Below are 24512 nucleotides of genomic sequence, written 5' to 3' on the forward strand. Positions count from 1 at the left end.
TTTAATAATAATTCCTATGTGAGATTTCCTGACGAGAGTGTTGTGAGTAGTCAGAAATTCCTTTAATATTAGTATCAAATAAAGCGATGTTAACTAACATTACATGGAAGGTGAGTGTTGATAAATGGCAAAGACAATGGTACCAACTAAAGGAGCTACGTTAGAACAAATTAAGGAGATTATTGAAACAAACAACGTGGAGTTATTGCATTTACAATTTGTTGATATCGAAGGAACATTAAAGCATGTTACGGTTACAGCGAGACAAATTGATGATGTGGCAGCTGGTAAAATTATGTTTGATGGTTCATCAATTACAGGCTTTTCACCTATTAATAAATCTGATTTATACTTACAACCTGACTTAACGACGTTTGCGGTATTACCTTGGTCAGTGGAAGAAGATTATTCTGAAGCGCGTTTCTTATGCAGTGTAAAAAACCCTGGTGGAACGGACTATGATGGCGACCCAAGAAATGTATTGAAAAAAACTGTAGCAAAAGCAAAGGAACAAGGATATTCAATCAGTGTTGGCCCTGAGCTGGAGTTTTTCTTATTCGAAACAGATGAGGAAGGTCGTCCAACAGCTAAGCCACAAGATAATGCCGGATACTTTGAACCGTCACCTCATGACAATGGTGAAAAGGTTCGACTTGAAATTTACCGAACATTAAAGCAAATGGGTTTCACAATAGAAGCACTTCACCACGAGGTGGCACAAGGCCAGCATGAAATTAACTTTAAATATGCAGATGCCTTAACAGCTGCTGATTTAGCAACAACGTACAAATGGGTTGTTAAAACAATTGCTAAGCAATTTGGGTTACATGCATCATTTATGCCAAAACCAATTGCCGGCATCAATGGCAGTGGTATGCACGTGAATATTTCCTTATTCGATGATGCGAAGCAAGAGAATGCATTTTATGATGAAAATGATAGCCGTCAGCTTTCTGAAAAGGCATACCAATTTATTGGTGGATTAATTGATAACGTAAAAAACTTTGTTGCTGTTACAAATCCATTAGTCAACTCGTATAAGCGATTGGTTCCGGGTTATGAAGCGCCATGTTACATTGCTTGGTCAGCATCGAACCGTTCAGCGTTGATTCGTATTCCTAATACTCGCGGTGCAGGAACCCGTGTTGAAATTCGTTGCCCAGATCCATCAGCTAACCCATATTTAGCATTTTCCGTTATCGCTTCTGCTGGACTTGACGGTGTCAATCGCAATGTAACACCGCCAGCTGAAGTCGTTGAAGATATCTTTAGTATGAACCAAGCTGAGCTGGATGAATTAAAGATTGAGAACTTGCCTTCAAGCCTTGAAGCTGCATTAGTAGCGTTAGGAGAAAGTGAACTAATTAAAGAGACATTAGGCAGCCACGTATATAATGAGTACACTGATTTAAAACGTGGCGAATGGGACAGCTTCCGTACAACGGTTCACGGCTGGGAGTTAGAAGCGTATCATACTAAGTTTTAATGAAACGTTAGCCCGAAACAGAAAAGAATTCAGCCCAATATTATGTTGGGCTGAATTCTCCTTCTGGGTCGGGCTTTTTTGTCTTTTCTTTTACTTTTTTCTTCTTTGGTCCCAACTCTTTGTTAAACGAGCGTAACGTCGATATCGCCGTTAGGAAGAGGATAAAGGTGAGTGGGAATGCACTGACAATAATCGCAGTTTGTAAACCCTCTAGTCCTCCTGAAGCCATTAATACAACAGCCGACGCTGATAAAATGAGTCCCCAACTAATTTTAACAACGTTTGGGGGATTTAAACTCCCATTTGTCGTTTGCATCCCTAATACAAATGTAGCTGAGTCCGCAGATGTAATAAAGAATGTGCTAATTAACAGCAGGGTAATGACCGCTAAAATCGTACCAAGCGGCAGGTTCTGATAAACTAAGAAGAGAGCCGTCTCAAGCGTCTGTTCAGAAACTGGAATTCCTAAATTATACTCAAGATGTATACCTGTACCACCAAAGACCGCAAACCAAAACGCACAAACAACAGTTGGAACAATCAATACCGCAATCGTAAATTCCCGGACTGTACGTCCTTTTGAAACACGGGCAATAAAAGTTCCGACAAATGGCGCCCAAGCAATCCACCATGCCCAATAGAAGATCGTCCAACCTTGAATCCAGGCAGCACTTTCAGCGTCAAATGGTGCAAGGCGCAACCCCATGGCAGGCAGGTTCTGAATGTAGGACCCAAATGTTGTAACAAATAAGTTAAGTAAGAAAATCGTCGGCCCTAAAAATAACATCGCTATAAATAAGACGACTGCCAAAATCATATTCGTATTACTCAAATATTTAATCCCGCGTTTAATGCCTGTACCAGCAGATAATAGGAAAAGTACCGTAACAATCGCAATAATAAGGAGTTGAATGCTAAATGTATTCGGTATTCCAGTCAAATAACTTAAGCCCCCATTAATTTGAGCCGCACCTAATCCTAGTGAAGCTGCTACACCGAAAACAGTTGCAAATACAGCAACGATGTCGATAAATCCACCAATCGGTCCCTTTGTTTTATCACCAAGAATTGGATAAAGGGTCGCACTCATTAAACCAGGAGCGCCTTTTCGAAATTTAAAATAAGCTAAAGCAAGAGCAATGGTTGCATAAATTGCCCAAGCATGAAAACCCCAGTGAAGGTACGTATACCGTAATCCTAATGTCGCTGCCTCGGCAGTACCGCCGGCTCCCATTGGCGGAGCGGCAAAGTGGGAGATCGGTTCAGAAACACCGAAGAAAAGAAGACCAATACCCATTCCTGCACTAAATAGCATCGCAAACCATGTTGGACGACTAAATTCTGGTTTATCTTCGTCTTTTCCAAGTTTAATCTTTCCATACCGGCTAAAAATGAGAAACAGTGCAAACACCAAGAAAAATGATGCGGCAATCTGGTAAAACCATCCAAAATTGACAAGAAAGAAACTGAGTAGGACATTCATAACACTTGTTAATTGCTGCGGCAAGATAACGCCCCATAAGACAAAAACAACTGCCATAAGAATTGAAATCCAAAAGACCGGTGATATTTTATTCATGCTTTTTAGCCTCCTTATTTGGTTAGTTTTTGATACTGGCGGCAACATTATGTACTCACAAGGTTTATTGTAAATGATTCCAAATAGTAAACTGAAAAAACAATTAAAAAAACGAGTAGAAAAGAGGGGGGTGAGACATCCCCTCTCTTAGCACTATGAGTTGTTTTTACGTTTTGCAGCTGTTGGCTGGAACCCTGGCTTAACTTCAAGATCATACTGTTCACTGACTTCTTGAGCGATTTCGATATCGTCATTTGCGGTTGCGATATCTTTCTTGGGGGTTTGTGGCAATTTTGCTTCATTTTTATCCCTTGCTTTACGTGTACGTGCCCTGCTCATAACGAAAATCCCCTTTCAAAATCATTTGTTTTGTGTTTCATCTTTAGATTGATTTAACTCAAGAGGAAATATACTTTCTATAAAAGTCCACAAATCGCTATTTATACGACTTCGTTAATAAATTCCATTGCAGATAGTGAGTAATTTGGTGAAAACAAAGGAATTTTCATCTTGTTTAGCTAATCTTATATAGAGTCAGATATGAAAAAAATGGAATAACACTTACTGGTACACCTATCTTTGAGAAGGGCGGGGAGATCGTCATGAGATGGTTATATTTCATTATTGCTTGTATCGTAACAGTTATCACAGTTCCTCTTGTACTACTATTATCGATTGCCTTCACAATGCTATTAGCGGTTGTCTATTTTTTTTCAATGGCTCTCGGTTTTGTTGGCTTGCTCCTGCACGAAGGGTGGACGAAAATAAGGTATCCTTGAGAACGTGCATATCCATACATTACTTCCCGATATACTCTGCATCATATGAGTTATCGCCAGCGTGAACGGATAATAAAGTATCTGCAAAGCCTATAAGACGATTTATGACTTCATCACAAATTGCATACACAAGAGGATACAGATCTGGCTGATATAGCCTTGGGTCATCCAAAATAATCGTTGTATTTATGAAAACCTCTTTGTTTCCGTATAAGTTGTAGTGAACAATCACCTTTCCAGCGGCTCCTTTCGTTCGCTTATCTTGAAAAGAAGGCAAAAAGAGGTACCATTCTTCGGCTGTAGCCGAACGGAAATTTTTTGTGAATGTAAGACCACGGATTTCATCATTGATCCTCTGCTGCATTTGAGAGTTAACGGCTGTAACAATTTTTTCCTTCAAACTTAGCCCCTCGCTTTTAATCTAGATTTACAGATTATTTTATCCAATAGGAATATTGGTTATTGTTATGAAAAAATATGACCAAAAAGGCAAAGAAAGTGAAAAAATATTTATTTGTCATAATAAGTCGAAACAGATGACTAGAACTGTTATAATGAAAAGAAATACATCGTCAATCGAACACCAATGAATTTATTATTCGGGGTACACTAATTATGTTTGATACATTACATTCAAAGCTTTTAGTTTTCTTTTTATTAATTACGTTTATTCCATTGCTTTTTGTTGGTTATATATCATATCAATCGCAAAAAGAGGTTTTGACAGAAAATTTCGAGCAAACGTTATCGATTTATTCGGATAATTTAGCTGTTGAGATTGAAGAGTTGATTCAAGAACGGATTGCTGATTTGAAAGTCTTATTAGGAAACCCGATCATTAGTAACTCTAATTCTGCACCGGGAGCGATTAAAGACGAGCTTCAGTATTTTTTGGATGTCCATGGCATTTATAATGATGCGATATTTATTGAGCCTGATGGGACAATTACAATCAGTATGATTGATGAAGTCATTGGGAAAAACCTTAGTGAACGCAATTGGTTTAATGCTGCAAGTGCCGGTGAAGTTTTCCTTTCGGATATCTATTTTTCACCTGTTTTGAAAGTACCTGTATTAGTTATGGGTGGACCTGTCAAAGACGAAAATGGCAATATTATCGGGATTGTTTCACCAGCCTTTGATTTAAGAATGCTCTGGAAAACGATTGATCGCTTTTCAAGCCAACGTAAGAGTGTTGGTTTAAATGGCCATGCATTTCTAGTCAATGGGAAAGGGGATATCATCGCCCACCCAAATAAATCCTACGTTCTCTCTGAAAATTTCTTTTATAATAATAATTTTGACATCGGTACAATTAGAGAGTATGCCAATGATAACACTGTTTTATTCAATGAAGAGAAAGAATTACTTTTTTCTATAGCGCCTATTTCGCAGGTGCCAGGGTTTGATCATGAATGGTTTGTTATCATTTCCGTCCCGGAAAGTGAGCTCTATTCACCTTTAAAATCACTGTTAGCACAATATGTGATTTTGTTCAGTATTGTTCTATTAATCGTTCTCATAGCCGTAATTAAATTATCTAAATTTATTGTTGAACCAATTGAACAGTTAGTTGATGTAACCTCAGCTTTTGCATCAGGGAAAAAAGTGAGCCCATTAAGGTTTAAAAAGTATGAAGAGATTGAAACGTTAAATACAACGTATAATCACATGATTAAGAAGCTTGAAGAACGGGAGAAAACTCACAAAAGGGCTTCTCTCATTATTGAAACAACAATAAATGGGATTATTTCTTTTGACAAAAAAAATGAAGTCATAACGACGTTTAACCCAGTTTGTGAGAAACTGTTCGGTCTTAACAAAGAACATGTTCTGGGTAAAGCTCTTACTGATATTTGCTCAGCCTCGATCGACTTCAATCGTTTTATTGAAGCGGTGGCACAGCTTGAATGGTGCACAGAGGGAAATCAAACAGCGACAAAGTCCTTTTTTGAATGTAAAATGGCTGGACGATCGCATAGCTTTTTAATGAATATTACAACACTGCCAACACTCGATGACGTTGAAAGTGATGAAGTGCTGCTTATTTTTAGTGATATAACGGAAAAGAAATATATGGAGCAGGAATTAATCCGTAATGAAAAGCTGAAATCAGCAGGACAGCTTGCCGCAGGTTTTGCTCATGAGATTCGAAATCCTTTAACAACAATTCGAGGATTTATCCAAATGTTTAATCACAGTGATAATCAATATTTGGAAAAACAATATTATCCTCTTGTTATCGAAGAACTTGATAGAGTAAACAGTATCGTCAATGATTTACTAAACTTAACGAGATCATCGAAGGACGAGAAAGATAATATGGAAACGGATATTAACCAAGTTATTAAAGAAGTTGTAACACTCTATCAGTCAGAAGCGATTTTAAAGGATATAACAGTCGATATTAGTTTTTCGGAGTTACCGTTAATTACGATTAATCCTAAACGCTTGAAGCAGGTGCTTATTAATTTAATCCAAAATGCATTTGAAGCAATGGATTCGGGAGGACAATTGGCGATTACAACAAATAGCCACCGGGACAAAATTGAACTTGTTTTTGAGGACACCGGTCCAGGAATGGATCAGAAGACATTGGAGAATTTAGGAACACCGTTCTTTACAACGAAAGAATCAGGAACTGGTCTTGGCTTAATGACTAGCTACAAAATTATTGAGGAAGAAATGAATGGCAGAATGCTGGTAGACAGTGAGTTACAAGTAGGAACAACATTTACAATTATCCTTCCGACAAATCATAAATAGACAGCATGAGGGGGCTCTGTATTACAATACTATTGTGATGCGGTTTGGCCCCTTTTACTGCTTTATAAAAGAATGTAAAAAGAAAAAGATTGTAATAGAAGGTAGGTAATAAAATGAATGGAGAAGAGACTCTAATTCATTATCGAAACCAGTTAATGGCTAAGCTGCTCTGTTGCTTTTTAGCGACTAGTGTATTAATTAATGCCTTTGTAGACCCATACATACTTCTATATATTGTTCCAACCGGAGTAATTATTTGTGGTTCTCTCGTCTTTTTAGTATGGAAAAAAGTAAATGTAGTCGTTACGATGTATACGATTATCTGTGCGATGTTCGGCTTCTTTTTTACACTTGTTATTTATGAACCCTTGCTTGTTAATTTTATTTACATTTGGTTTGCTTTAATCTTAAGTTCGATTTATAAAGATTACCGGCCGCTAATTGTAGCAGGGTTACTGACGGTAAGCTTTACGCTTTATAGTTTTCTTACATATAAAGAGGAAATTTTTCCAGCAGCGGATAGTATTGATCTCATTTATATTATTCTGTTTGCGATATTAATCACGGTCTTTTTTATCTATTCAAATAGACTGACAGAATTATTAAGGCAAAAAGCAGAAAAGAAAGAGAGAAGAACCGCAGCAGAGCTTGGATTGACAAAGGAATATTTAGAGTCGTTCATCAGCCAAACAACAGATGCGATTATTGTTCATGACTGTTACGGTAAGACACTTAAAATAAATAAAGCTTTTGAAACGTTATACGGTTGGAAAGAAAGCGAATTAATACATCATCATGTCCCTGTTATTCCTGAGGCAAATATCGAAGAACTTAAGGCGATCTGGGCTGAATTAGAAGAAGGCAGACAAGTAAGTAACTTTGAAATAGTGACACTGCGCAAAAACGGGGAAGAAGTTGCGGTAAGTGTTACCATTTCGCCAATTCGAAATGAAGAAGGCTGTGTCATTGCCATCGCCGCTATTATTCGTGATATTAGTGAGCGTTTGAAAACGGAAGAATTCTTGCGAAGATCAGAGAAGCTTTCTGCAGTTGGACAATTAGCGGCTGGAGTCGCTCATGAAATTCGAAACCCATTATCGGTTATATCAGGGTATATTCAGTTGTTACAAAAAACAGATGGAACCCACCAGCGAAAGTATGACATTATGTTAACTGAGTTGAAACGAATTAATAGCATTATTAGTGAATTTCTCGTCTTGGCAAAGCCGAATGCAACTAAGTTTGAACAGCATAATGTAAAGACAATAATTGATGAAGTGATCACCTTATTGAACACTCAAGCAATCATGGAAAATGTCGTTATTAAAAGTCAGCTCGAACCGCTATTAATGATTCATTGTGAGGCTAATCATTTAAAACAAGTGCTCATCAATTTAGTGAAAAATGCGATTGAAGCAATGCCTGACGGAGGAGAAGTGAAGGTAAGTGCGAGAGAGTATGATCACAATCAAGTTCTTATTTCAATAGAAGATCAGGGGGAAGGGATTCCTGATGAGAAGCTGACACATATTGGAGAGCCTTTTTTCACAACGAAGACAAAAGGAACCGGACTTGGACTAATGGTTAGTTACAAAATTATTGAAAATCACCAAGGGAGAATGGAGATCAACAGTAAGGAAAATAAGGGGACGAAGGTTGATATTGTTTTACCGGCTACATTACATAAAGAAAAATTAGCGATTTATGAGAAGTCGATTAGTTAAAGGAGGTTATGAAAATGGAAATACCTGTCTCAGTGCTTGTAGATAAGATTGCCACACAGGTTCAGCAGTTAAAAGAAGGTGTGACAATCGGTAAAGTCAGTGAAAGAGAAATTAGAGAGAGTGCCAGTGTAATAAAAGCTTACTGTGAACTTATCTTAGAAGCAACGCATATTGAATCTTCTCATGTAAAGACGAGTCGGCCAATACAAATTGAAGGTAAGAGAGCAGGAGTGAAAACAACCGATCGAAAATTAGTAGATGATGATGCGAATGGCGATTCATTGCTAGACTTTTAAGATGAAATAGATCGATGAATATTGCTGTATTTTGTAAATTGTTGAGCAGATGATTTTTTATTTTGGTAATTGTTGTGGTATTGTTAATCATGATTCGATATTATTATCTTGAAATGAGGAATTGGAATGCTGAAGCTTTTTATTATGATAGGCAGTATTAATGCATTTTTGGCAGTAGCTTTAGGGGCTTTTGGAGCTCATGGTTTACAGCCTAGGCTTTCGGAAAGAATGTTTGAAATATATCAAACAGGTGTTCAATACCACATGATCCATGCACTTGGGATAATCTTAGTTGGAATTCTCGCAGACAAGTTTGTTGATTCTACTGCCATTGTGTGGGCTGGCTGGGCTTTATTTATTGGAATCATCCTATTTTCAGGAAGTTTATATGTGTTAAGTGTTACTGGTATTACAAAGCTGGGAGCGATAACGCCAATCGGTGGAGTAGCCTTTCTCATTGGCTGGATTCTCGTTGCTGTTGCAGCGTTCAGAGCGTAGAAATGAGCTGTATTACATACGAAAGAAGCACCGCATAGCGGTGCTTCTTGTTATCTTGGCGAGTACGTAGCTAATTGTTGCTGGGTTGGCCCTGCAGCTCCATTAAAAGGATAGTCATATTCAAGGTGCTCATCAAATACGGCATAATCAAAGTTTACCATGAGCATTAAATAATCTCGATCTGAATCTGGATCTTTGAGAATGATGTGGTCACGTCCTGCTTCTTCCACGACACCTCTGATAACGAGTGCATTCCATTCATTATTATTTTCGAACGTAAAGTGGAATGTTCCTATTTTCCCGCGATTCAAACGCAGTATATTCTCAATATACGATTGTTCGAGTGGGAGCATCCCTTCCTGCCCGGGGAAACCTGGAAATTGCCCTCCTGTTCCTGGTGGTGGGGGCTCCGGAGTACCTGGCATACCTGTTGGCATTTGCCAATGCTGCTGCGGCCAGCCCATTTGCGCATGTTGCTGCGGCCAGCCCATTTGCCAATGCTGCTGAGGTATCCCGTATCCCTGCATTGCGTTCATATCCCATTGATACATTTGATCACTCCTAAGCTATAATTTTATAAAAAAACCTTTTATAAGTACAACTAGATTCCTAATAGTAGAAATCTAGTTTATAACTAAGACGTATGTTAATAAACGGTATATACTTGTGGACATTCGTCAGCTGATGGAGTGTAGAAACAATGTAATTTATATCTTCCAGAATTCCACTGACCCCACCATTGAGCCGGACATGCTCCTTCAGGTCTGAAAAACCACAGAGAAAACTCAGCAGGATGGTACCGCTCTCCATTAATAAGCCTTTCTGCTAAACGGATATCCCTTTCACGAGCTGCCTGGTAAAAATACCCCTTTTGAACAGCTTCAAAACCACCTGGTGACTGGAATGCCATTCTTTCTATCGTATTAATATCCTTGAAATCCAAACAGCTTGAACGAACGCGATTGACCATCGTGTTACCAGCCATTAACATCCCCAGCTCGCCTTCACCTTCTGCTTCTGCCCGCATTAATCGAGCTAACATTTTACGTTGTTCTGAGTTTGTTTTAATAACAGCCATTAATTCACCCCCGTTGTAATAGGCTACAGTATTAACATATATCCAAATTTTAAAATAGGTGCTTATTCTTATAGTCTTATTTGGATTTTTATCTGCCTACAGAGTGGGTAAATAAAAAAATCTACTTACATACATAAATGTATGAAGCAGATTTTTTAATTATGATTAAATGTGCAGATATTTAGAGATGTCTTCCTCTTTTAAGATATTCCCCACAAAGAATGAACCAAACTCACCGTAGCGAGCGCTTACTTCATCAAAACGCATTTCATAGACAATCTTTTTAAATTGCAGAACATCATCTGAGAATAACGTAACGCCCCATTCCCAATCGTCAAATCCAACAGAACCTGTAATGATTTGTTTAATCTTTCCAGCGTAACTTCGGCCGATCATTCCGTGGCTGCGCATTAACTTACTGCGCTCTTCCATAGGAAGCATGTACCAGTTATCATCACCTTGACGACGCTTATCCATTGGATAGAAGCAAGCATGTTTTGTTTTTGGAAGAGTTGGATATAGGCGGGCTTGAACTTCCGGGTTTTGGTAAGGGTCACTATTATCGCCGGAAGGAATATAGTTACTTAATTCTACAACTGAAACATATGAATATGTAGGAATTGTATATTCAGCAAATCTTGTTTTATTAAAGGCTGTTTCAATTTCATTTAATTCTTCCATTGTTGGACGAAGAAGCATGATCATGATATCTGCTTTTTGACCAACAATCGTATAGATTGCGTGACTGCCTTTTTTCTCAGACTCAGTTCCATTCCAGTTTTCAACTAAACTTATAAATTCATTTGTTAGTTGTTGACGCTCCTCGCTCGGTAGCTCTTTCCATGCCGCCCAATTGATTGAACGAAAGTCATGCAAACAATACCATCCATCTAATGTTTTCGCAGCTTGACTCATAATACTTACACCCCTTAAGGAATAATTTAGAATAATTACTTCTTTTTATCATTGTTAACTATATCATAAAATTTATCCAATCACTAAGGAAACAACATATGTGAACAAATTAAGAATTTAGAATTAAGAATTTAGAATTGTTTGGAGGATATACCCAGAAGTTTTCTTCATTGGAAGTTCTTAAAAAGGTTTTAATTCTACATTCTACATTCTACATTCTACATTCTACATTCTAAATTAAAAAGGCATTTGTATGATCCCTACTTTCTATGGAAATTCTTTTAGTAAAGGGGAATGAGGTAGGATTTGAAAATTTAAAATTCTTTTACTATTTCTATATTAAGAAAGCTTGTTTCTTTTTACTACAATGAAGAGTATGCTATGTATTGATGAACAGAGAGATGTTAGGAGGCTATTACGGATGAGTGATTTATTTAATGATATAAAAGGGAAAGTTAAAAGTAGCTACCCTACAATTGTTTTTCCTGAAGGGACAGATGAACGGATTTTAGATGCTGTCGACCGGTTAGCCAAAGAAGAGGTGTTAGAGCCGATTCTTATTGGTAATGAACAGGAAGTGAAGGCAAAGGCAGACGGGTTAGGGTTAACATTGGAAGGTGTAACAATTTATGACCCTGCTGCGTATCCAGAATTCGATCAAGTTGTTGCCGCTTTCGTTGAGCGCCGTAAAGGAAAGGCAACTGAGGAAGAAGCACGTAAATTGTTGCTGGAAGATGCGAACTACTTTGGCACAATGCTTGTACAAATGGATAAGGCTCATGGACTCGTTAGTGGCGCGGCACATTCAACTGGAGAAACGGTGCGCCCGGCATTGCAATTAATTAAAACAAAAGAAGGGATACGCAAAACTTCTGGCGTTTTCGTTATGGTAAAAGGTGACGAAAAATATATTTTTGGGGACTGTGCGATTAATATTTCCCCAGATAACAATGATTTAGCAGAAACGGCCATTGCAGCAGCAGATACAGCAAAAGTATTTGGCATTGAGCCTAAAGTGGCGATGTTAAGCTTTTCGACGAAAGGATCGGCTGTGTCTCCTGAAACATTGAAGGTTTCAGAGGCGACAGAGATCGCGAAACGAAAAGCGCCAAATCTTGTTATTGATGGTGAGTTTCAATTTGATGCTGCCTTTGTTCCGGGCGTTGCCAAAAAGAAAGCACCGGATTCTCCGTTAAAAGGCGAGGCGAATGTATTTATTTTCCCTAGTTTGGAAGCTGGTAATATTGGCTACAAAATGGTCCAACGTTTAGGCGGATATGAGGCAATTGGACCGATCCTTCAAGGGTTAAATAAACCTGTAAACGATCTTTCACGCGGTTGTAATTCAGAGGATGTCTATAAGCTTGCCTTAATTACGGCAATGCAAGGGATGAACGGGAAAAACTAGTGAAAAAAGAGCTTGGGTAGATGGCCTCTATCCAAGCTCTTTGTCGCGATAACGAGGTAAGTTCGTAGTTTCTTTTTAGTTTTGGAGGATTTCTTTTCAGTTTTCGTGAGTTTCTTTTCGGTAACGACTCATTTATTTTCGTTCAACACGATTTAACGATTCTTCGACTGGAAACGGCAAATTTCGCTAATAAGAAGCTGCTCCTTAAAACAGTTTTTACTCATTAAGCGCTTTTTTGTTTCGCTCGATAATGCGCTCATAATTATGTTGATAGAGCTCGATCTCTTGACTTGTGAGCTGGTCCGGATGAAGGCTTGCACCGCGGTTTTTAAATGTAGTCAGTAATTTGAGCATCAATGTTTGAATGCTCAATTGTTCACCAAGCAGCTCTGACAAAGAGGCCATTGTTTCCTTTTTTATTATTGGATAAGCAAACTTTGTTGGCTTATCTTGGACGGCATAGTTATAAAAGTGTTTGATCGTTTCTGCCCGGATTGCGCCACTTCCGGCTGCACAAAGATAAATTTGCACAGCGACTCCACCGCGTATCCGGCGCTGCGAGATACCGGCGAATTTTTTGCCGCCAATACTTAGGTCATAGCTGCCCGGACAATAGGAGCCGACAATTTCTTTTGCTTCAATTGTTACTTTATAGGAAGAAAGCATTTCCTGAATAAACTGTACCATCAGGTCATAGCCGTCGTTAATTGAAAATTTCTTTTCATCTTTAACGATCAGTGAAATGTTAAGAATCTCATCGTCAAGGACAACAGCAAGTCCACCTGAATTTCGAACGATAACGTCATAGCCTTGCTCTTGCAAATATGATACACCATCTTGCACATGAGGGAGGCGGCTATCCTGAATCCCCAATACGATCGTATTGTGATGGACCCATGTGCGAATGGTTGAAATGGAGTCTTCATTTCCAACGGTCGTACAAAGTGAGTCATCAATTGCAAATGATTGTAGTGCATTAAAGGTTGGGCCTAATGTTGTTTGGTCGATAAATCGCCATTGTGTGTTTCTATCCATTGTTCTTCTCCGTTCAAAAGTGATTGAATTTCTATTTAGAAATAGTATAGCATAGCATAAATGTTGTTTCCGATACTAGAATCAATCGAATTTGGCAATGTTAGTAATGAAAACAGGTTTGCACTAACAAGTACATCCGTTGTAAAATCAAAGATAATGATAAGTTATGTATGAAAGGAAATGTGACCAGTGGCAAATGAATTTAGAGTCTGTGATATCTGCCAGGCTACAAATATAAAAACATTAGTACCGAGACTAAAAGAAGTCGACCCAAGCGCTGAAATTCATATCGGATGTCAATCGTATTGCGGACCAGGCCGAAAAAAAGCATTTACGATCGTGAATAACCGACCAATCACAGCGAAAAATGAGGACGAACTCATTGAGAAAGTGGCGAAAAAAGCAAAAAAGAAAGATCAAACAGCGATCTCTAAGTAATAACCGATAGCTTTATAAAGCAGGAGATTTAGACTGCGTAAAGAAATAAATAAACAACGAACGGAACAGGTCTACCTAAGTCACTACACCGACAAAGGTAGTCTTTTTTCTTTAATTGAATAACTACACTTGGAAGCAAATGCTCCGTTGTAACACTTTCAAGACGATTTTACATTTTACATTAAAAAGAGGGGTCGCCATGAACAACATATTGGGACAATTAGAGGAAGAGAAAGTTTTTAAAGATCCAGTACATCGGTATATCCATGTTCGTGACCGCTTAATTTGGGAGTTAATCGGAACGAAGGAATTCCAGCGTTTGCGAAGGATTCGCCAGCTCGGAACGACATATGTAACCTTTCATGGTGCTGAGCATACGCGCTTTAATCATTCATTGGGTGTGTATGAAATAATGCGCCGGATTATTAGCATTTTTCAAGGGCGGCCACATTGGAATGATAATGAACGACTATTGTGTTTGGCTGCAGCTCTCCTTCATGATGTGGGTCATGGTCCGTTTTCTCACTCATTTGAAAAAGTTTTCCATACTGACCATGAACAGTGGACACGTGAGATTATTTTAGGAAAAACAGAAATTAATCATGTACTGCAAAAAATGGGTGATGATTTCCCGCAAAAAGTGGCGGATGTGATTGCCAAGACATACCCGAATAAGCTTGTTGTGAGTCTGATCTCAAGTCAAATTGATAGTGATCGGATGGATTATTTGCTTCGTGATGCCTATTATACGGGGGTAAGCTATGGTCAATTTGATATGGAACGCATTTTGCGTGTGATGCGCCCAACCGAAGAGCAAGCGGTAATTAAACAAAGTGGAATGCATGCAATAGAAGACTATATTATGAGTCGTTATCAAATGTATTGGCAAGTCTACTTTCACCCAGTGACAAGAAGTGCAGAAGTAATTTTAAGTAAAATTCTGCACCGTGCGAAGCATCTCTATCAAGAGGGATATCGCTTTAAGCAGGAGCCGATACACTTTATCAGTTTATTTGACGAAAAACTGAGCTTGAGTGATTATTTAAAGCTGGATGAGCATATAATCCTCTATTATTTTCAAATTTGGCAGGAAGAGGGGGATCGCATTTTACGTGACCTCTGTGGTAGATTTATTAATAGAAGATTGTTCAAGTATGTCGAATGCAATCCAAATGTTCAAATGAACGAATGGATGGAACTTCACCAGCTTTTTAAAAAGGCAAACATTGATCCGGACTATTATTTGGTTGTTGATTCCTCATCCGATCTCCCATATGACTTCTATCGTCCGGGTGAAGAGGAGGAACGACTTCCGATATTTCTATTAATGCCCAAAGGTGAACTAAGAGAATTATCTCGTGAGTCTGAGATCGTTGAAGCGATTTCCGGAAAAAAACGAACTGATCATAAATTATATTTCCCATTGGATCTATTAGATGACGAGCATGAGCATGGAGAGATAAAACGGAAAATCAAAGATATTTTATTTAAATAGGGGGAAACTGTTTTGCTGAAAGAACATGCGAAGCTTATGGCCATGTTTCAACAGGCGGGAGAAGTTATTGGTCGAAAAAAGCTGCAAAAAATGATTTATATCGCAAAAAAGATGAACTTTCCGTTTTATGAACGGTTTAACTTTCACTTCTTTGGTCCTTATTCTGAAGAATTGACATTAAGAGTAGAAGAGCTGTGTAACCTAGGTTTTATAAGCGAAGTCAAAGAAAAAAAGAGCGGGTATTATCAATATCGCTATACGTTAACGGATGAAGGAATGAAGTTTTTAAGTCTTTATGAACGGGATTTACCACAACTAGACGGCTTTGTTGAAAAAATGAATGGACAAAGTTCACGTTTCCTAGAACTCGTCTCAACCGTCCTCTACTTCGATCATCTATCAAAAGAAGAAGTAAAAGAAAAAGTCTTCACCCTCAAGGAAAAACAAAATTACTCTGAAGAGGAAGTTGAAGAAGCGTATACGTATATTGAGGAGCTTAAAAGGAAATGTAGAATTTAGAATGTAGAATTTAGAATTGGTGTATGTAAATTCAAAGAAGCCTTTTTAGTTTAGAGTTTAGAATGTAGAGTTTAGAGTGGTTTGAAAGAGGTGCTTCGAAGCAATTCTAAAGCTTTTAATTCTAAATTCTAAATTATTAATTCTAAATTATTAATTCTAAATTGTAAAAACAAGATCCTGCAACGAAGATGTTGCAGGATCTTGTCTTCTACACGTCACTATATCGTTTACCAGCGACTCCAACGTGGTTTTTTTGCATTTCTTCAATGATGACGTGAATGCGTTCTGCTGGTGCGTCGATCGTTTCAGAAACTGCTGCTGTGACTCTTTCAACAAGTGCTTTCTTTTGATCGTCATTACGACCTTCAAGAATTTTTACTGTTACGTATGGCATATGTACAACTCCCTTTTTAATTTAGAACTTTTTTAGTGTAGAGTTTAGAGTGTAGAGTTTAGAGTGGTTTGAATGAAATGCTTCGAAGCTTATCCCACAGCCCTTAACTCTACACTCTAAATTCTAAATTCGTTTTTTAAATTATACCATAACTGACAATAATTATACTGAATGTGTTTTCTAAGGCATAAAATAGGTAAACAATAAATGTACTGTGGTAAACTGACAATACATAGATTAATGAATGGGAAAGGGGATCGTAATATGGATCTTTTTAATGATGATAAGAAAAAGAAAAAAGGTTCTGGCTTTACTATTATTAGTGGTGACTCAACGTCGGGGCATAAAGGCTTTGGACAAGGGGTATTAAGTCTCAATAATATTTCTCCAGTGATTGTTGACCTTGCTGAAAAAGAGGCCTATGTTGATATGGGGGCGATGCATGCCCGCAGTGAGGTAGAGAAACGAATTAAGTTCTCTCCGAATAGAGATGAAGTGCCTAATGGAAAATTATATTGGCTTGTTTGGGTGACGATTGAACATATTGAAGGTGGTCCGGCATACGTAGGCGTCACAGGATGTGAGATGGTCATTGATGCTGAATCCCGTCGTGGTTATAAGAGTCTGCCGGAACATGTAAATAATATGGATAAAGCGTTAAAGCGCCGTATTATTGTCGACAAAATGGATCAGGAATCAAAGACGATCCTCGGCAACTTCCTGAAAAACTTTGATCAAGACATATGGAATCGTTCAAGTGTAGAACTAAAGGAACAGCTGCTTGGTGAATAAACAGAACATTTTTTTCAGCAATGTCTATACCTTTTCTAAAAAATGTATGAAAGCTTTTTGAATTTCACATTAAGTACTTGAGCTTTCATTCATTTAAAAGTAAACTAAAGCTAGTATAAAGCACACACATTTATACTAGGACAATGAAAGGCGCAAAAGGGATATGACCTTTTGCGCCTTTCATGTTTCTATTGCAATATAAGAAATCTCTTAGTTAATGGAACCATTTTTTAAAACGGTCAAGAAATTTATCCTTTTGTTCCGGATCTATTACTTCAGGCTCACCATGGTCCACGGATGGGTCTTCAATATGCTCCATGCAATATTCTGTTGGTTCCGTTCCTTTTGCAAAATACGTGAGTCGCTGAACAGGACAAGCGTCTGTCGCAAGGAAACCATTTTTCGGATTAATATAGAGACCAACAACGCCCGATGTACGCCGGAAAGGAAGGACTGGCTGATCCTGCAGAGCATCTTCCATAAATTTGACCCAAATTTTCTTCGAGTACTGCGTATCATTAATTGGGTGTAACGTTTTTCCGTACTCATAGCCAATCCAGACTCCAGTCACAAGCTGAGGTGTATAGCCAATCATCCAACTATCGGTACTTGTTGATCCTGACTTGCCAGCCATCGGTCTTGTTATGAGATTGGCAATGCTTGAACCCGTTACAGATGTATAGTCATTTAGGCTTGAATCAAACATTCCCGTCATCATGTCAGTCATGACAAAGGCTAAGTCAGGATTCAGCACATGTTCTAATTTTGGATTTTGTTCAAACAGGGTATTACCATCGCGGTCAACGACCTTTTTAATAAAGCGAGGCTCAACCGCCCGCCCGCCGTTTGCAAACGCCCCGTACGCTTTCACCATTTCTAATACACCTACAGGATTTGTACCTAATGCCGATGATGGCAGACTCTTAAGCGGACTAGTAATACCAAGATTTTTTGCCGTTTCGACTAAATAATCCATACCCAAAAACATATGAGTCTTCACGGCATAAATATTGTCTGATAGTGCAAGAGCTTGAGCCATTGTAATAAAATCATTGGCATATTTGTCATTAAAGTTTCCAGGCGAATACTCTTTTCTTTCATCATCATACAAAAATGTTGTCGGTTCACTTAGTAATGTTGTTGCTGGTGTAAAGCCTTGTTCCAGCGCAGCATAATAAAGAAAAGGCTTAAACGTTGAACCGGCCGGTCTTCTAGCTTGGGTGGCAATGTTAAATTGACTTTCCTGGTAATTGCGACCGCCTATGAGTGCTTTTACATCTCCATTTCGAGGGTCCATGGCAACTAATGCGCCTTGAATATCGGAAGCCGGATCGATTTCATTTTTCACCCATAGTTCGGCTTTTTGCTGCATGTCAGGGTCAAGGGTCGTATAGACTCGCAATCCACCTGATTCGATAACGTTTTGATCGATATCATATTCTTCAACAAGAATTCTTTTGACCACATCTTGAAAGTAGGGGCCGATTGTCGTTTCAACTTGCTCTTCACTGCTTTCAAATTGCAGCTCTTCTCTTGCTGTTTGCTTTGCCATGATCGGAGTGATGTACCCATTTTCAGCCATGGCATTCAAGATGATTTCTTGTCGAGTTTTTGCTCGTTCAAAATTTGAGAGCGGTGAATAGTAGCTAGGTCCTTTTGGAACTCCTGCTAACATGCTGGCCTCAGCTAATGTCAGATCTTTGGCACTCTTATTAAAATATAAGTTTGACGCGGCCTCAATTCCATATGCGCCGTGGCCATAATAAATCGTATTTAAATAGCCTTCCAAGATTTTATCCTTTGAATAGTTCATTTCTAAGCGCAGAGCATATAACGCTTCATTCATTTTTCGTTTCCACGTTTTATCATGGCCTAAGTAAAGATTGCGAGCATATTGCTGCGTAATCGTACTTGCCCCTTGGGCTTTTGTTCCTTTACGGATGTTTGTTAAAGCTGCACCGCCAATACGAATAATGTCAAACCCGAAATGACTGTAAAATTTCCGGTCCTCAATCGCTAACGTTGCATGAATCAAATCCGTGCTGATTTCATCCAGGGGAACCCAGTGCCGGTTCTGCCCATAATGCTTCTCTCCGATGATGGAATTATCATTACCATATATAACAGTTGTTTGCTGAACTTGGATTGGAGGTGGTCCTTGCATTTTCGTATACGTAAGAAGAGCAACAAGTGCTCCCATTATTATAATTGCTACTAGTAATGTTAAGCGAAATAATAGACGGAACCTTCTCCAGCTGCTTTTTAATCGCTTATTTGTTAAAATTTCCAAATTTGATCCACCCCCTTTAGTTTAGAGTTTAGAGTTTAGAGTGTAGAGTGAAGACCTTATTAGGGTAATTCAAGGAAGACGTCCTAGAAAAAACGTTCGGAACAACTCTAAACTCTACACTCTAAACTTTTAACTCCATTCATCCATTTTGGGTAAAAATAGTAAGTTTTAAACGTCAGTAAACGCGCTAGGAAAGATTTTCCTTGCAATTTCACCATTTTCCTTTATACTTTTTTTGTTCACTGTAGTTCACTTCTCGGAAGTGCATGCTTTTCAGCGAAAGTGAGCGGTCAGCTTCTGTATACAAAATCATTTGATGGAAGTGTTACTTTCTGGGAAGGATAATAGTGAATGATTTTGAAGAGGTGAAGATATATGGAATTATGGTTTACGGAAAAACAAACTGAACGTTTTGGGATTACAGCGAAAATTAAACAGACATTACATACGGAACAAACTGATTTTCAAAAGCTGGATATGGTTGAAACGGAAGAGTTCGGCAATATGCTCATTCTCGATGGCATGGTGATGACGACGCAAAAGGATGAATTTGTCTATCACGAAATGGTTGCCCATGTTCCGCTCTTTACACATCCAAACCCAAAGCATGTCCTTGTTGTTGGTGGGGGAGATGGTGGTGTCATCCGTGAGGTGTTAAAGCATCCTTCTGTTGAAAAAGCTGTTCTCGTTGAAATTGACGGAAAAGTGATCGAGTACTCGAAACAGTATTTACCTGAGATTGCTGGGGAATTAGATAATCCTCGTGTCGATGTACAAGTAGATGATGGATTTATGCATATTGCCAAAAGCGAAAATGTCTATGATGTCATCATGGTTGATTCAACCGAACCAGTAGGACCGGCTGTTAATCTGTTTACAAAAGGTTTCTATGAGGGAATTTCAAAAGCATTGAAGGAAGATGGTGTTTTTGTTGCTCAAACGGACAACCCGTGGTTTCACAGTGATTTAATCCGAAATGTATTCAAGGATGTGAAAGAAACGTTCCCGATTAGGAGACTATATACAGCGAACATCCCAACGTATCCGAGTGGATTATGGACGTTTACAATTGGTTCAAAAAAATATGATCCATTAGAAGTCGCCGAAGATCGCTTCCATGATATCGAAACAAAATATTACACAAAAGAACTCCACAAAGCCGCCTTTGCCTTGCCGAAGTTTGTTGGGGAACTAATAAAATAAAGTTTAGAGTGTAGAGTTTAGAGTTATTTAGGTTAACTCAGAGAGGTTTTTGAAAAACTTCTTAGGATAAGCTGTCGAACAACTCTACACTCTAAACTCTAAATTCTAAACTAATAAAGGGGGTTTTCCCGTGCGTTTTGATGAGGCTTATTCTGGGAATGTTTTTATTTTAAGTAAACCATCATTTGAAGAGAGTGATGCAGTAATTTATGGGATGCCGATGGATTTTACGGTAAGTTTTCGACCTGGTTCACGATTTGGGCCAGCCCGTATTCGTGAAGTGTCATTAGGGCTTGAAGAATATAGTCCATATATTGATAAGCATCTTGAAGAAGTAAACTACTTTGATGCAGGGGATATCCCGCTTCCATTTGGAAACGCTGCACGAAGTCTTGATATGATTGAAGAATTTGTTGACAAGCTATTAGAAGCAGGGAAATTTCCATTAGGACTTGGTGGAGAGCATCTATGTTCTTGGCCGATTTTCAAGGCAATGTACAGAAAATATCCTGATTTGGCGATTATTCATATCGATGCCCATGCTGATTTGCGTGAGGAATATGAAGGTGAACCGCTTTCTCACTCGACACCGATTCGCAAAGCGTGTGAACTGATCGGGCCGTCAAATGTTTATTCATTAGGAATCCGTTCGGGAATGCGAGAGGAATTTCAGTATGCAAATGAATCTGGCATGTACATGGCTAAGTTTGAAGTAGCTGAACCATTAAAAGAAGTGCTTCTTGAATTAAAAGGAAGACCTGTCTATGTAACGATTGATATTGATGTCTTAGACCCGGCACATGCACCAGGAACAGGAACTGCTGAGGCTGGTGGTATTACATCTAAAGAGTTACTTCGTGCAATCACAATGATTTCAAACTCAGATTTAAAAATTGTAGGTTCTGACCTTGTTGAAGTTGCTCCTGCCTACGATCCAACGGAACAAACGCAAATCGCCGCAAGTAAATTTGTGCGTGAAATGCTGCTTGGCTGGGTGAACAAGAATAAATAGTTGATAGTTAAAAGTTGAAAGAGTTAAGGCTGCGAAGGAGTGGTCTTAGCTTTTTTAATGTAAAATGTAAAATTAAAAATGTAAAATGGTGAAAGCTGTTTCAAGGATGCTTTTTAAAAATATCAGAGCGTTTCCTGCAAAGGTTTAAATTTTACATTTTACATTTTCAATTTTACATTTTACTATTGGTTTTCTTGAATCCCCTCCCTATTTTCCATTATAATAGTTAAGTTATCGCATAAGAAGGACGTGGCAGTAATGGAAAAAACAACGAACCCCATTAGCGTTACCATTGATATGGAAACAACAATTAATCATGTACAAGGGGAACGTGAAACGATTACAATGAAGGCTAATGGCAAACTTTATCAAAAAGAGACTAGCACAATTATCCGCTATGAAGAAACGATTGAAGAGGCAGGAAAGGTTTCGAATATCATTAAGATTAATGAAGAAGGGATTACGATTGTAAGACAGGGGTCTATATCGTCAAGACAGTTGTATTCCCCAGGAATCACAACAGATTCGGTTTATCAAAGTCCATACGGGTCAATGCTAATCAGTACCGAAACAAAAAAAGTACAAGTTGACTGGACAAAAGAGAGAAATCAAGGAACGATCGAAATAGCATACATATTAACGCTACAGGATGAACAAGTAGGCGATTATTTTATAACGATGAAAATTGAGGAGGTCAATAAAAAATGAATATTGTTGAACAAATGAAAGACCGTTTAAAACAAGAAATTAAAGAAGCTGTTGTCAGAGCAGGACTAGCAGATCAAGAGCAATTACCAGAGGTTGTTCTTGAATTACCACGAGATAAGTCTCACGGTGATTATGCAACAAATATGGCAATGCAGCTGGCGAGAATTGCGAAAAAAGCACCGCGACAAATTGCCGAGGAAATAGTGGCAAACATAGACCAAAACAAAGCTTCCATTAAGACCATTGAAGTGGCGGGTCCTGGATTTATCAACTTCCATATGGATAATCATTATTTAACAGACTTAATCCCGACAGTTCTTCAAGCCGGAGAACAGTATGGGAAAACAAATACTGGAAATAACAAACGACTTCAAGTTGAGTTTGTTTCAGCCAATCCAACTGGGAACTTGCACCTTGGACATGCTCGGGGGGCGGCTGTTGGTGATTCACTTTGCAACATTTTAGCGAAAGCAGGTTATGACGTTGAGCGTGAATATTATATAAATGATGCCGGGAACCAAATTCATAATTTGACATTGTCAGTTGAGGCACGTTACTTCAAAGCATTAGGCCTTGATAAAGAGATGCCTGAAGATGGGTATCACGGAGCGGATATTGTTGGCTTTGGTAAGGATCTCGCTGAGGAATATGGAAATAAATTTGTGGACATGCCTCAGGAAGAACGTTGGGAATTTTTTAGAGAGTACGGTTTAAAACGTGAATTAGAGAAGTTAAAAAATGATTTGAAGGATTTCCGTGTTGAGTTTGATAACTGGTATTCGGAAACATCGTTATACACTTCAGGTAAAGTTGAAGAAACACTGGCCCTCTTAAAGGAAAAAGGAGAAACATATGAGCAGGACGGGGCAACATGGTTCCGCTCAACAGCATATGGTGATGATAAAGACCGTGTATTAATTAAAAACGACGGCAGCTACACGTATTTAACACCAGATATTGCTTATCACCAAGATAAAATGAAGCGTGGCTTTGAAAAGCTTATTAACATTTGGGGAGCAGATCACCATGGATACATTCCGAGAATGAGAGCAGCAATCCAAGCGCTGGGCTATAATGCTGATCAGCTTGATGTAGAAATCATTCAAATGGTAAGTCTCTATCAAAACGGTGAAAAGGTAAAAATGAGTAAACGTACTGGTAAGGCCGTTACAATGCGTGATCTAATGGAGGAAGTAGGCATTGATGCGACTCGTTATTTCTTTGCAATGCGAAGTGCCGATACGCATTTGGATTTCGACTTAGATTTAGCTGTATCGAAGTCAAATGAAAACCCTGTATACTATGTTCAATACGCACATGCCCGTGTTTGCAGCATCTTGCGTCAAGGGGAAGAGTTGGGGATTACGTTTGACGGCAAAGTCGATCTTTCAGCGATTCAATCCGAAAAAGAATATGACCTTCTTAAGAAGGTTGGTGAATTCCCTGAAGCTGTAAATGAATCTGCTCAAAAGCTTTCACCGCACCGTATTACGAACTATGTATTCGAATTAGCATCACACCTGCACAGCTTCTATAATGCTGAGCGTGTCCTTGATCAAGAAGATCAACTAAAAAGCGCTGCCCGCCTGGCGCTGGTAAAAGCAGTTCAAATCACTCTCCAAAACAGCCTGAAACTCATCGGAGTATCAGCACCGGAGAAAATGTAAAACCGAATTTAGAATTTAGAATGTATAATTTATAATTGATGTAGGTTACTTCAAGGAAGTATTTAGAACCACCCTGCAGTAACCTACAAAGGTTTTAATTCTAAATTCTAAATTATTAATTCTAAATTTGTACTTAAAAAGTCCTCTTCGCAATTGCTTGTGTTGGGGGCTTTTTCCTGTTTGTGGCGTGGGTAAACAAGGTTGTTTTGGGAACATTAAAAAATAAGAATAGGGGTGAGAATGATGCAGGAAATATTACTATCATTATTAGCTGGATTAATTGTAGGATTAGTTTTTGCATTTTTGAAATTGCCGATTCCAGCCCCGCCGGTTATTTCTGGGATTGTCGGGATTGTTGGCATTTTTCTTGGTTATAAATTATTAGGTTGGATCATGCCACTATTTACTGGAAGTTGAGCTTATTATGAAA

Annotated in this window: 25 protein-coding genes; 16 read left to right on the forward strand and 9 right to left on the reverse strand. The window is 38.6% G+C overall.

Features of this window, described 5'->3' with window-relative positions:
- The first annotated feature begins 124 nt into the window (after nucleotides 1–124).
- Nucleotides 125–1486, forward strand: coding sequence for a type I glutamate--ammonia ligase (glnA, locus tag ACJ2A9_RS15185; RefSeq protein ID WP_441422514.1), 1362 nt, complete (start codon nucleotides 125–127; stop codon nucleotides 1484–1486).
- Between the two features lie 40 nt (nucleotides 1487–1526).
- Here glnA and ACJ2A9_RS15190 read toward each other — a convergent pair whose 3' ends face one another.
- Complete coding sequence (locus tag ACJ2A9_RS15190; RefSeq protein ID WP_441422515.1) at nucleotides 1527–3065, reverse strand: glycine betaine uptake BCCT transporter; 1539 nt, start codon at nucleotides 3063–3065, stop codon at nucleotides 1527–1529.
- 153 nt (nucleotides 3066–3218) lie between these two features.
- Nucleotides 3219–3404: a YfhD family protein gene (locus ACJ2A9_RS15195; protein ID WP_441422516.1), complete on the reverse strand. Its 186-nt coding sequence runs from the start codon at nucleotides 3402–3404 to the stop codon at nucleotides 3219–3221.
- 263 nt (nucleotides 3405–3667) lie between these two features.
- Here ACJ2A9_RS15195 and ACJ2A9_RS15200 point away from each other — a divergent pair, with 263 nt between their 5' ends.
- Nucleotides 3668–3844, forward strand: coding sequence for a hypothetical protein (locus tag ACJ2A9_RS15200; protein ID WP_441422517.1), 177 nt, complete (start codon nucleotides 3668–3670; stop codon nucleotides 3842–3844).
- Nucleotides 3845–3863: 19 nt separating this feature from the next.
- On the opposite strand, the gene ACJ2A9_RS15205 is transcribed toward ACJ2A9_RS15200, so the two are convergent.
- Entirely contained in the window at nucleotides 3864–4208 is a 345-nt protein-coding gene (locus tag ACJ2A9_RS15205; RefSeq protein ID WP_441422604.1) for a hypothetical protein, read from the reverse strand.
- Nucleotides 4209–4459: 251 nt separating this feature from the next.
- On the opposite strand from ACJ2A9_RS15205, the gene ACJ2A9_RS15210 reads away from it, so the two are divergent.
- The 4 genes from ACJ2A9_RS15210 to ACJ2A9_RS15225 all read left to right on the forward strand — a co-directional run bounded on the left by ACJ2A9_RS15210 (nucleotide 4460) and on the right by ACJ2A9_RS15225 (nucleotide 9128).
- Nucleotides 4460–6610, forward strand: a complete 2151-nt coding sequence (locus ACJ2A9_RS15210; protein ID WP_441422518.1) for an ATP-binding protein — start codon at nucleotides 4460–4462, stop codon at nucleotides 6608–6610.
- 113 nt (nucleotides 6611–6723) lie between these two features.
- Nucleotides 6724–8334 carry an ATP-binding protein gene (locus ACJ2A9_RS15215; protein WP_441422519.1) on the forward strand — a complete coding sequence of 537 codons (1611 nt, stop codon included), beginning with the start codon at nucleotides 6724–6726 and terminating at the stop codon, nucleotides 8332–8334.
- Between the two features lie 14 nt (nucleotides 8335–8348).
- Entirely contained in the window at nucleotides 8349–8630 is a 282-nt protein-coding gene (locus ACJ2A9_RS15220; protein WP_441422520.1) for a YwdI family protein, read from the forward strand.
- A 126-nt stretch (nucleotides 8631–8756) separates the two neighbouring features.
- Entirely contained in the window at nucleotides 8757–9128 is a 372-nt protein-coding gene (locus ACJ2A9_RS15225) for a DUF423 domain-containing protein (protein WP_441422521.1), read from the forward strand.
- A 50-nt stretch (nucleotides 9129–9178) separates the two neighbouring features.
- Here ACJ2A9_RS15225 and gerQ read toward each other — a convergent pair whose 3' ends face one another.
- From gerQ to hemQ, 3 genes are all read right to left on the reverse strand, one after another.
- The gene (gene gerQ / locus ACJ2A9_RS15230; protein WP_441422522.1) at nucleotides 9179–9679 is read right to left on the reverse strand and encodes a spore coat protein GerQ; all 501 of its coding nucleotides are present in this window, start codon (nucleotides 9677–9679) and stop codon (nucleotides 9179–9181) included.
- A gap of 95 nt (nucleotides 9680–9774) precedes the next feature.
- Entirely contained in the window at nucleotides 9775–10206 is a 432-nt protein-coding gene (locus ACJ2A9_RS15235; protein WP_441422523.1) for a cell wall hydrolase, read from the reverse strand.
- A 165-nt stretch (nucleotides 10207–10371) separates the two neighbouring features.
- Entirely contained in the window at nucleotides 10372–11121 is a 750-nt protein-coding gene (gene hemQ, locus ACJ2A9_RS15240) for a hydrogen peroxide-dependent heme synthase (protein WP_441422524.1), read from the reverse strand.
- Nucleotides 11122–11542: 421 nt separating this feature from the next.
- Between hemQ and pta the strand changes: the two genes are divergently transcribed.
- Nucleotides 11543–12529 carry a phosphate acetyltransferase gene (gene pta / locus ACJ2A9_RS15245; protein ID WP_441422525.1) on the forward strand — a complete coding sequence of 329 codons (987 nt, stop codon included), beginning with the start codon at nucleotides 11543–11545 and terminating at the stop codon, nucleotides 12527–12529.
- A 216-nt stretch (nucleotides 12530–12745) separates the two neighbouring features.
- Here pta and ACJ2A9_RS15250 read toward each other — a convergent pair whose 3' ends face one another.
- Nucleotides 12746–13564 (reverse strand): lipoate--protein ligase family protein, encoded by an 819-nt coding sequence (locus ACJ2A9_RS15250; RefSeq protein ID WP_441422526.1) that lies wholly within the window; start codon nucleotides 13562–13564, stop codon nucleotides 12746–12748.
- Between the two features lie 189 nt (nucleotides 13565–13753).
- On the opposite strand from ACJ2A9_RS15250, the gene ACJ2A9_RS15255 reads away from it, so the two are divergent.
- The 3 genes from ACJ2A9_RS15255 (at nucleotide 13754) to ACJ2A9_RS15265 (ending at nucleotide 16016) form a co-directional block, all read left to right on the forward strand.
- Entirely contained in the window at nucleotides 13754–14002 is a 249-nt protein-coding gene (locus ACJ2A9_RS15255) for a DUF1450 domain-containing protein (RefSeq protein WP_441422527.1), read from the forward strand.
- Between the two features lie 199 nt (nucleotides 14003–14201).
- On the forward strand, nucleotides 14202–15497 hold the full coding sequence (locus ACJ2A9_RS15260) for an HD domain-containing protein (protein WP_441422528.1): 1296 nt from the start codon (nucleotides 14202–14204) through the stop codon (nucleotides 15495–15497).
- Between the two features lie 12 nt (nucleotides 15498–15509).
- Nucleotides 15510–16016, forward strand: coding sequence for a YwgA family protein (locus ACJ2A9_RS15265; protein WP_441422529.1), 507 nt, complete (start codon nucleotides 15510–15512; stop codon nucleotides 16014–16016).
- Between the two features lie 208 nt (nucleotides 16017–16224).
- On the opposite strand, the gene ACJ2A9_RS15270 is transcribed toward ACJ2A9_RS15265, so the two are convergent.
- Complete coding sequence (locus tag ACJ2A9_RS15270; protein WP_441422530.1) at nucleotides 16225–16410, reverse strand: 2-hydroxymuconate tautomerase; 186 nt, start codon at nucleotides 16408–16410, stop codon at nucleotides 16225–16227.
- Between the two features lie 264 nt (nucleotides 16411–16674).
- On the opposite strand from ACJ2A9_RS15270, the gene ACJ2A9_RS15275 reads away from it, so the two are divergent.
- Nucleotides 16675–17202 (forward strand): YwhD family protein, encoded by a 528-nt coding sequence (locus ACJ2A9_RS15275; protein ID WP_441422531.1) that lies wholly within the window; start codon nucleotides 16675–16677, stop codon nucleotides 17200–17202.
- A 214-nt stretch (nucleotides 17203–17416) separates the two neighbouring features.
- Here ACJ2A9_RS15275 and ACJ2A9_RS15280 read toward each other — a convergent pair whose 3' ends face one another.
- Nucleotides 17417–19492, reverse strand: a complete 2076-nt coding sequence (locus tag ACJ2A9_RS15280; protein ID WP_441422532.1) for a transglycosylase domain-containing protein — start codon at nucleotides 19490–19492, stop codon at nucleotides 17417–17419.
- Between the two features lie 375 nt (nucleotides 19493–19867).
- Here ACJ2A9_RS15280 and speE point away from each other — a divergent pair, with 375 nt between their 5' ends.
- From speE to ACJ2A9_RS15305, 5 genes are all read left to right on the forward strand, one after another.
- Nucleotides 19868–20695, forward strand: a complete 828-nt coding sequence (gene speE, locus ACJ2A9_RS15285) for a spermidine synthase (protein WP_441422533.1) — start codon at nucleotides 19868–19870, stop codon at nucleotides 20693–20695.
- 130 nt (nucleotides 20696–20825) lie between these two features.
- Nucleotides 20826–21707 carry an agmatinase gene (speB, locus tag ACJ2A9_RS15290; protein ID WP_441422534.1) on the forward strand — a complete coding sequence of 294 codons (882 nt, stop codon included), beginning with the start codon at nucleotides 20826–20828 and terminating at the stop codon, nucleotides 21705–21707.
- 258 nt (nucleotides 21708–21965) lie between these two features.
- Complete coding sequence (locus ACJ2A9_RS15295) at nucleotides 21966–22415, forward strand: DUF1934 domain-containing protein (RefSeq protein ID WP_441422535.1); 450 nt, start codon at nucleotides 21966–21968, stop codon at nucleotides 22413–22415.
- The gene (argS, locus tag ACJ2A9_RS15300; protein ID WP_441422536.1) at nucleotides 22412–24082 is read left to right on the forward strand and encodes an arginine--tRNA ligase; all 1671 of its coding nucleotides are present in this window, start codon (nucleotides 22412–22414) and stop codon (nucleotides 24080–24082) included. The genes ACJ2A9_RS15295 and argS overlap by 4 nt, the downstream gene beginning before the upstream one ends.
- A gap of 243 nt (nucleotides 24083–24325) precedes the next feature.
- Nucleotides 24326–24499 (forward strand): XapX domain-containing protein, encoded by a 174-nt coding sequence (locus ACJ2A9_RS15305; protein ID WP_441422537.1) that lies wholly within the window; start codon nucleotides 24326–24328, stop codon nucleotides 24497–24499.
- The last annotated feature ends 13 nt before the right edge of the window (nucleotides 24500–24512 follow it).

This window comes from Anaerobacillus sp. MEB173 (genome assembly GCF_052119505.1).
Lineage (GTDB): Bacteria > Bacillota > Bacilli > Bacillales > JBJMAU01 > JBJMAU01.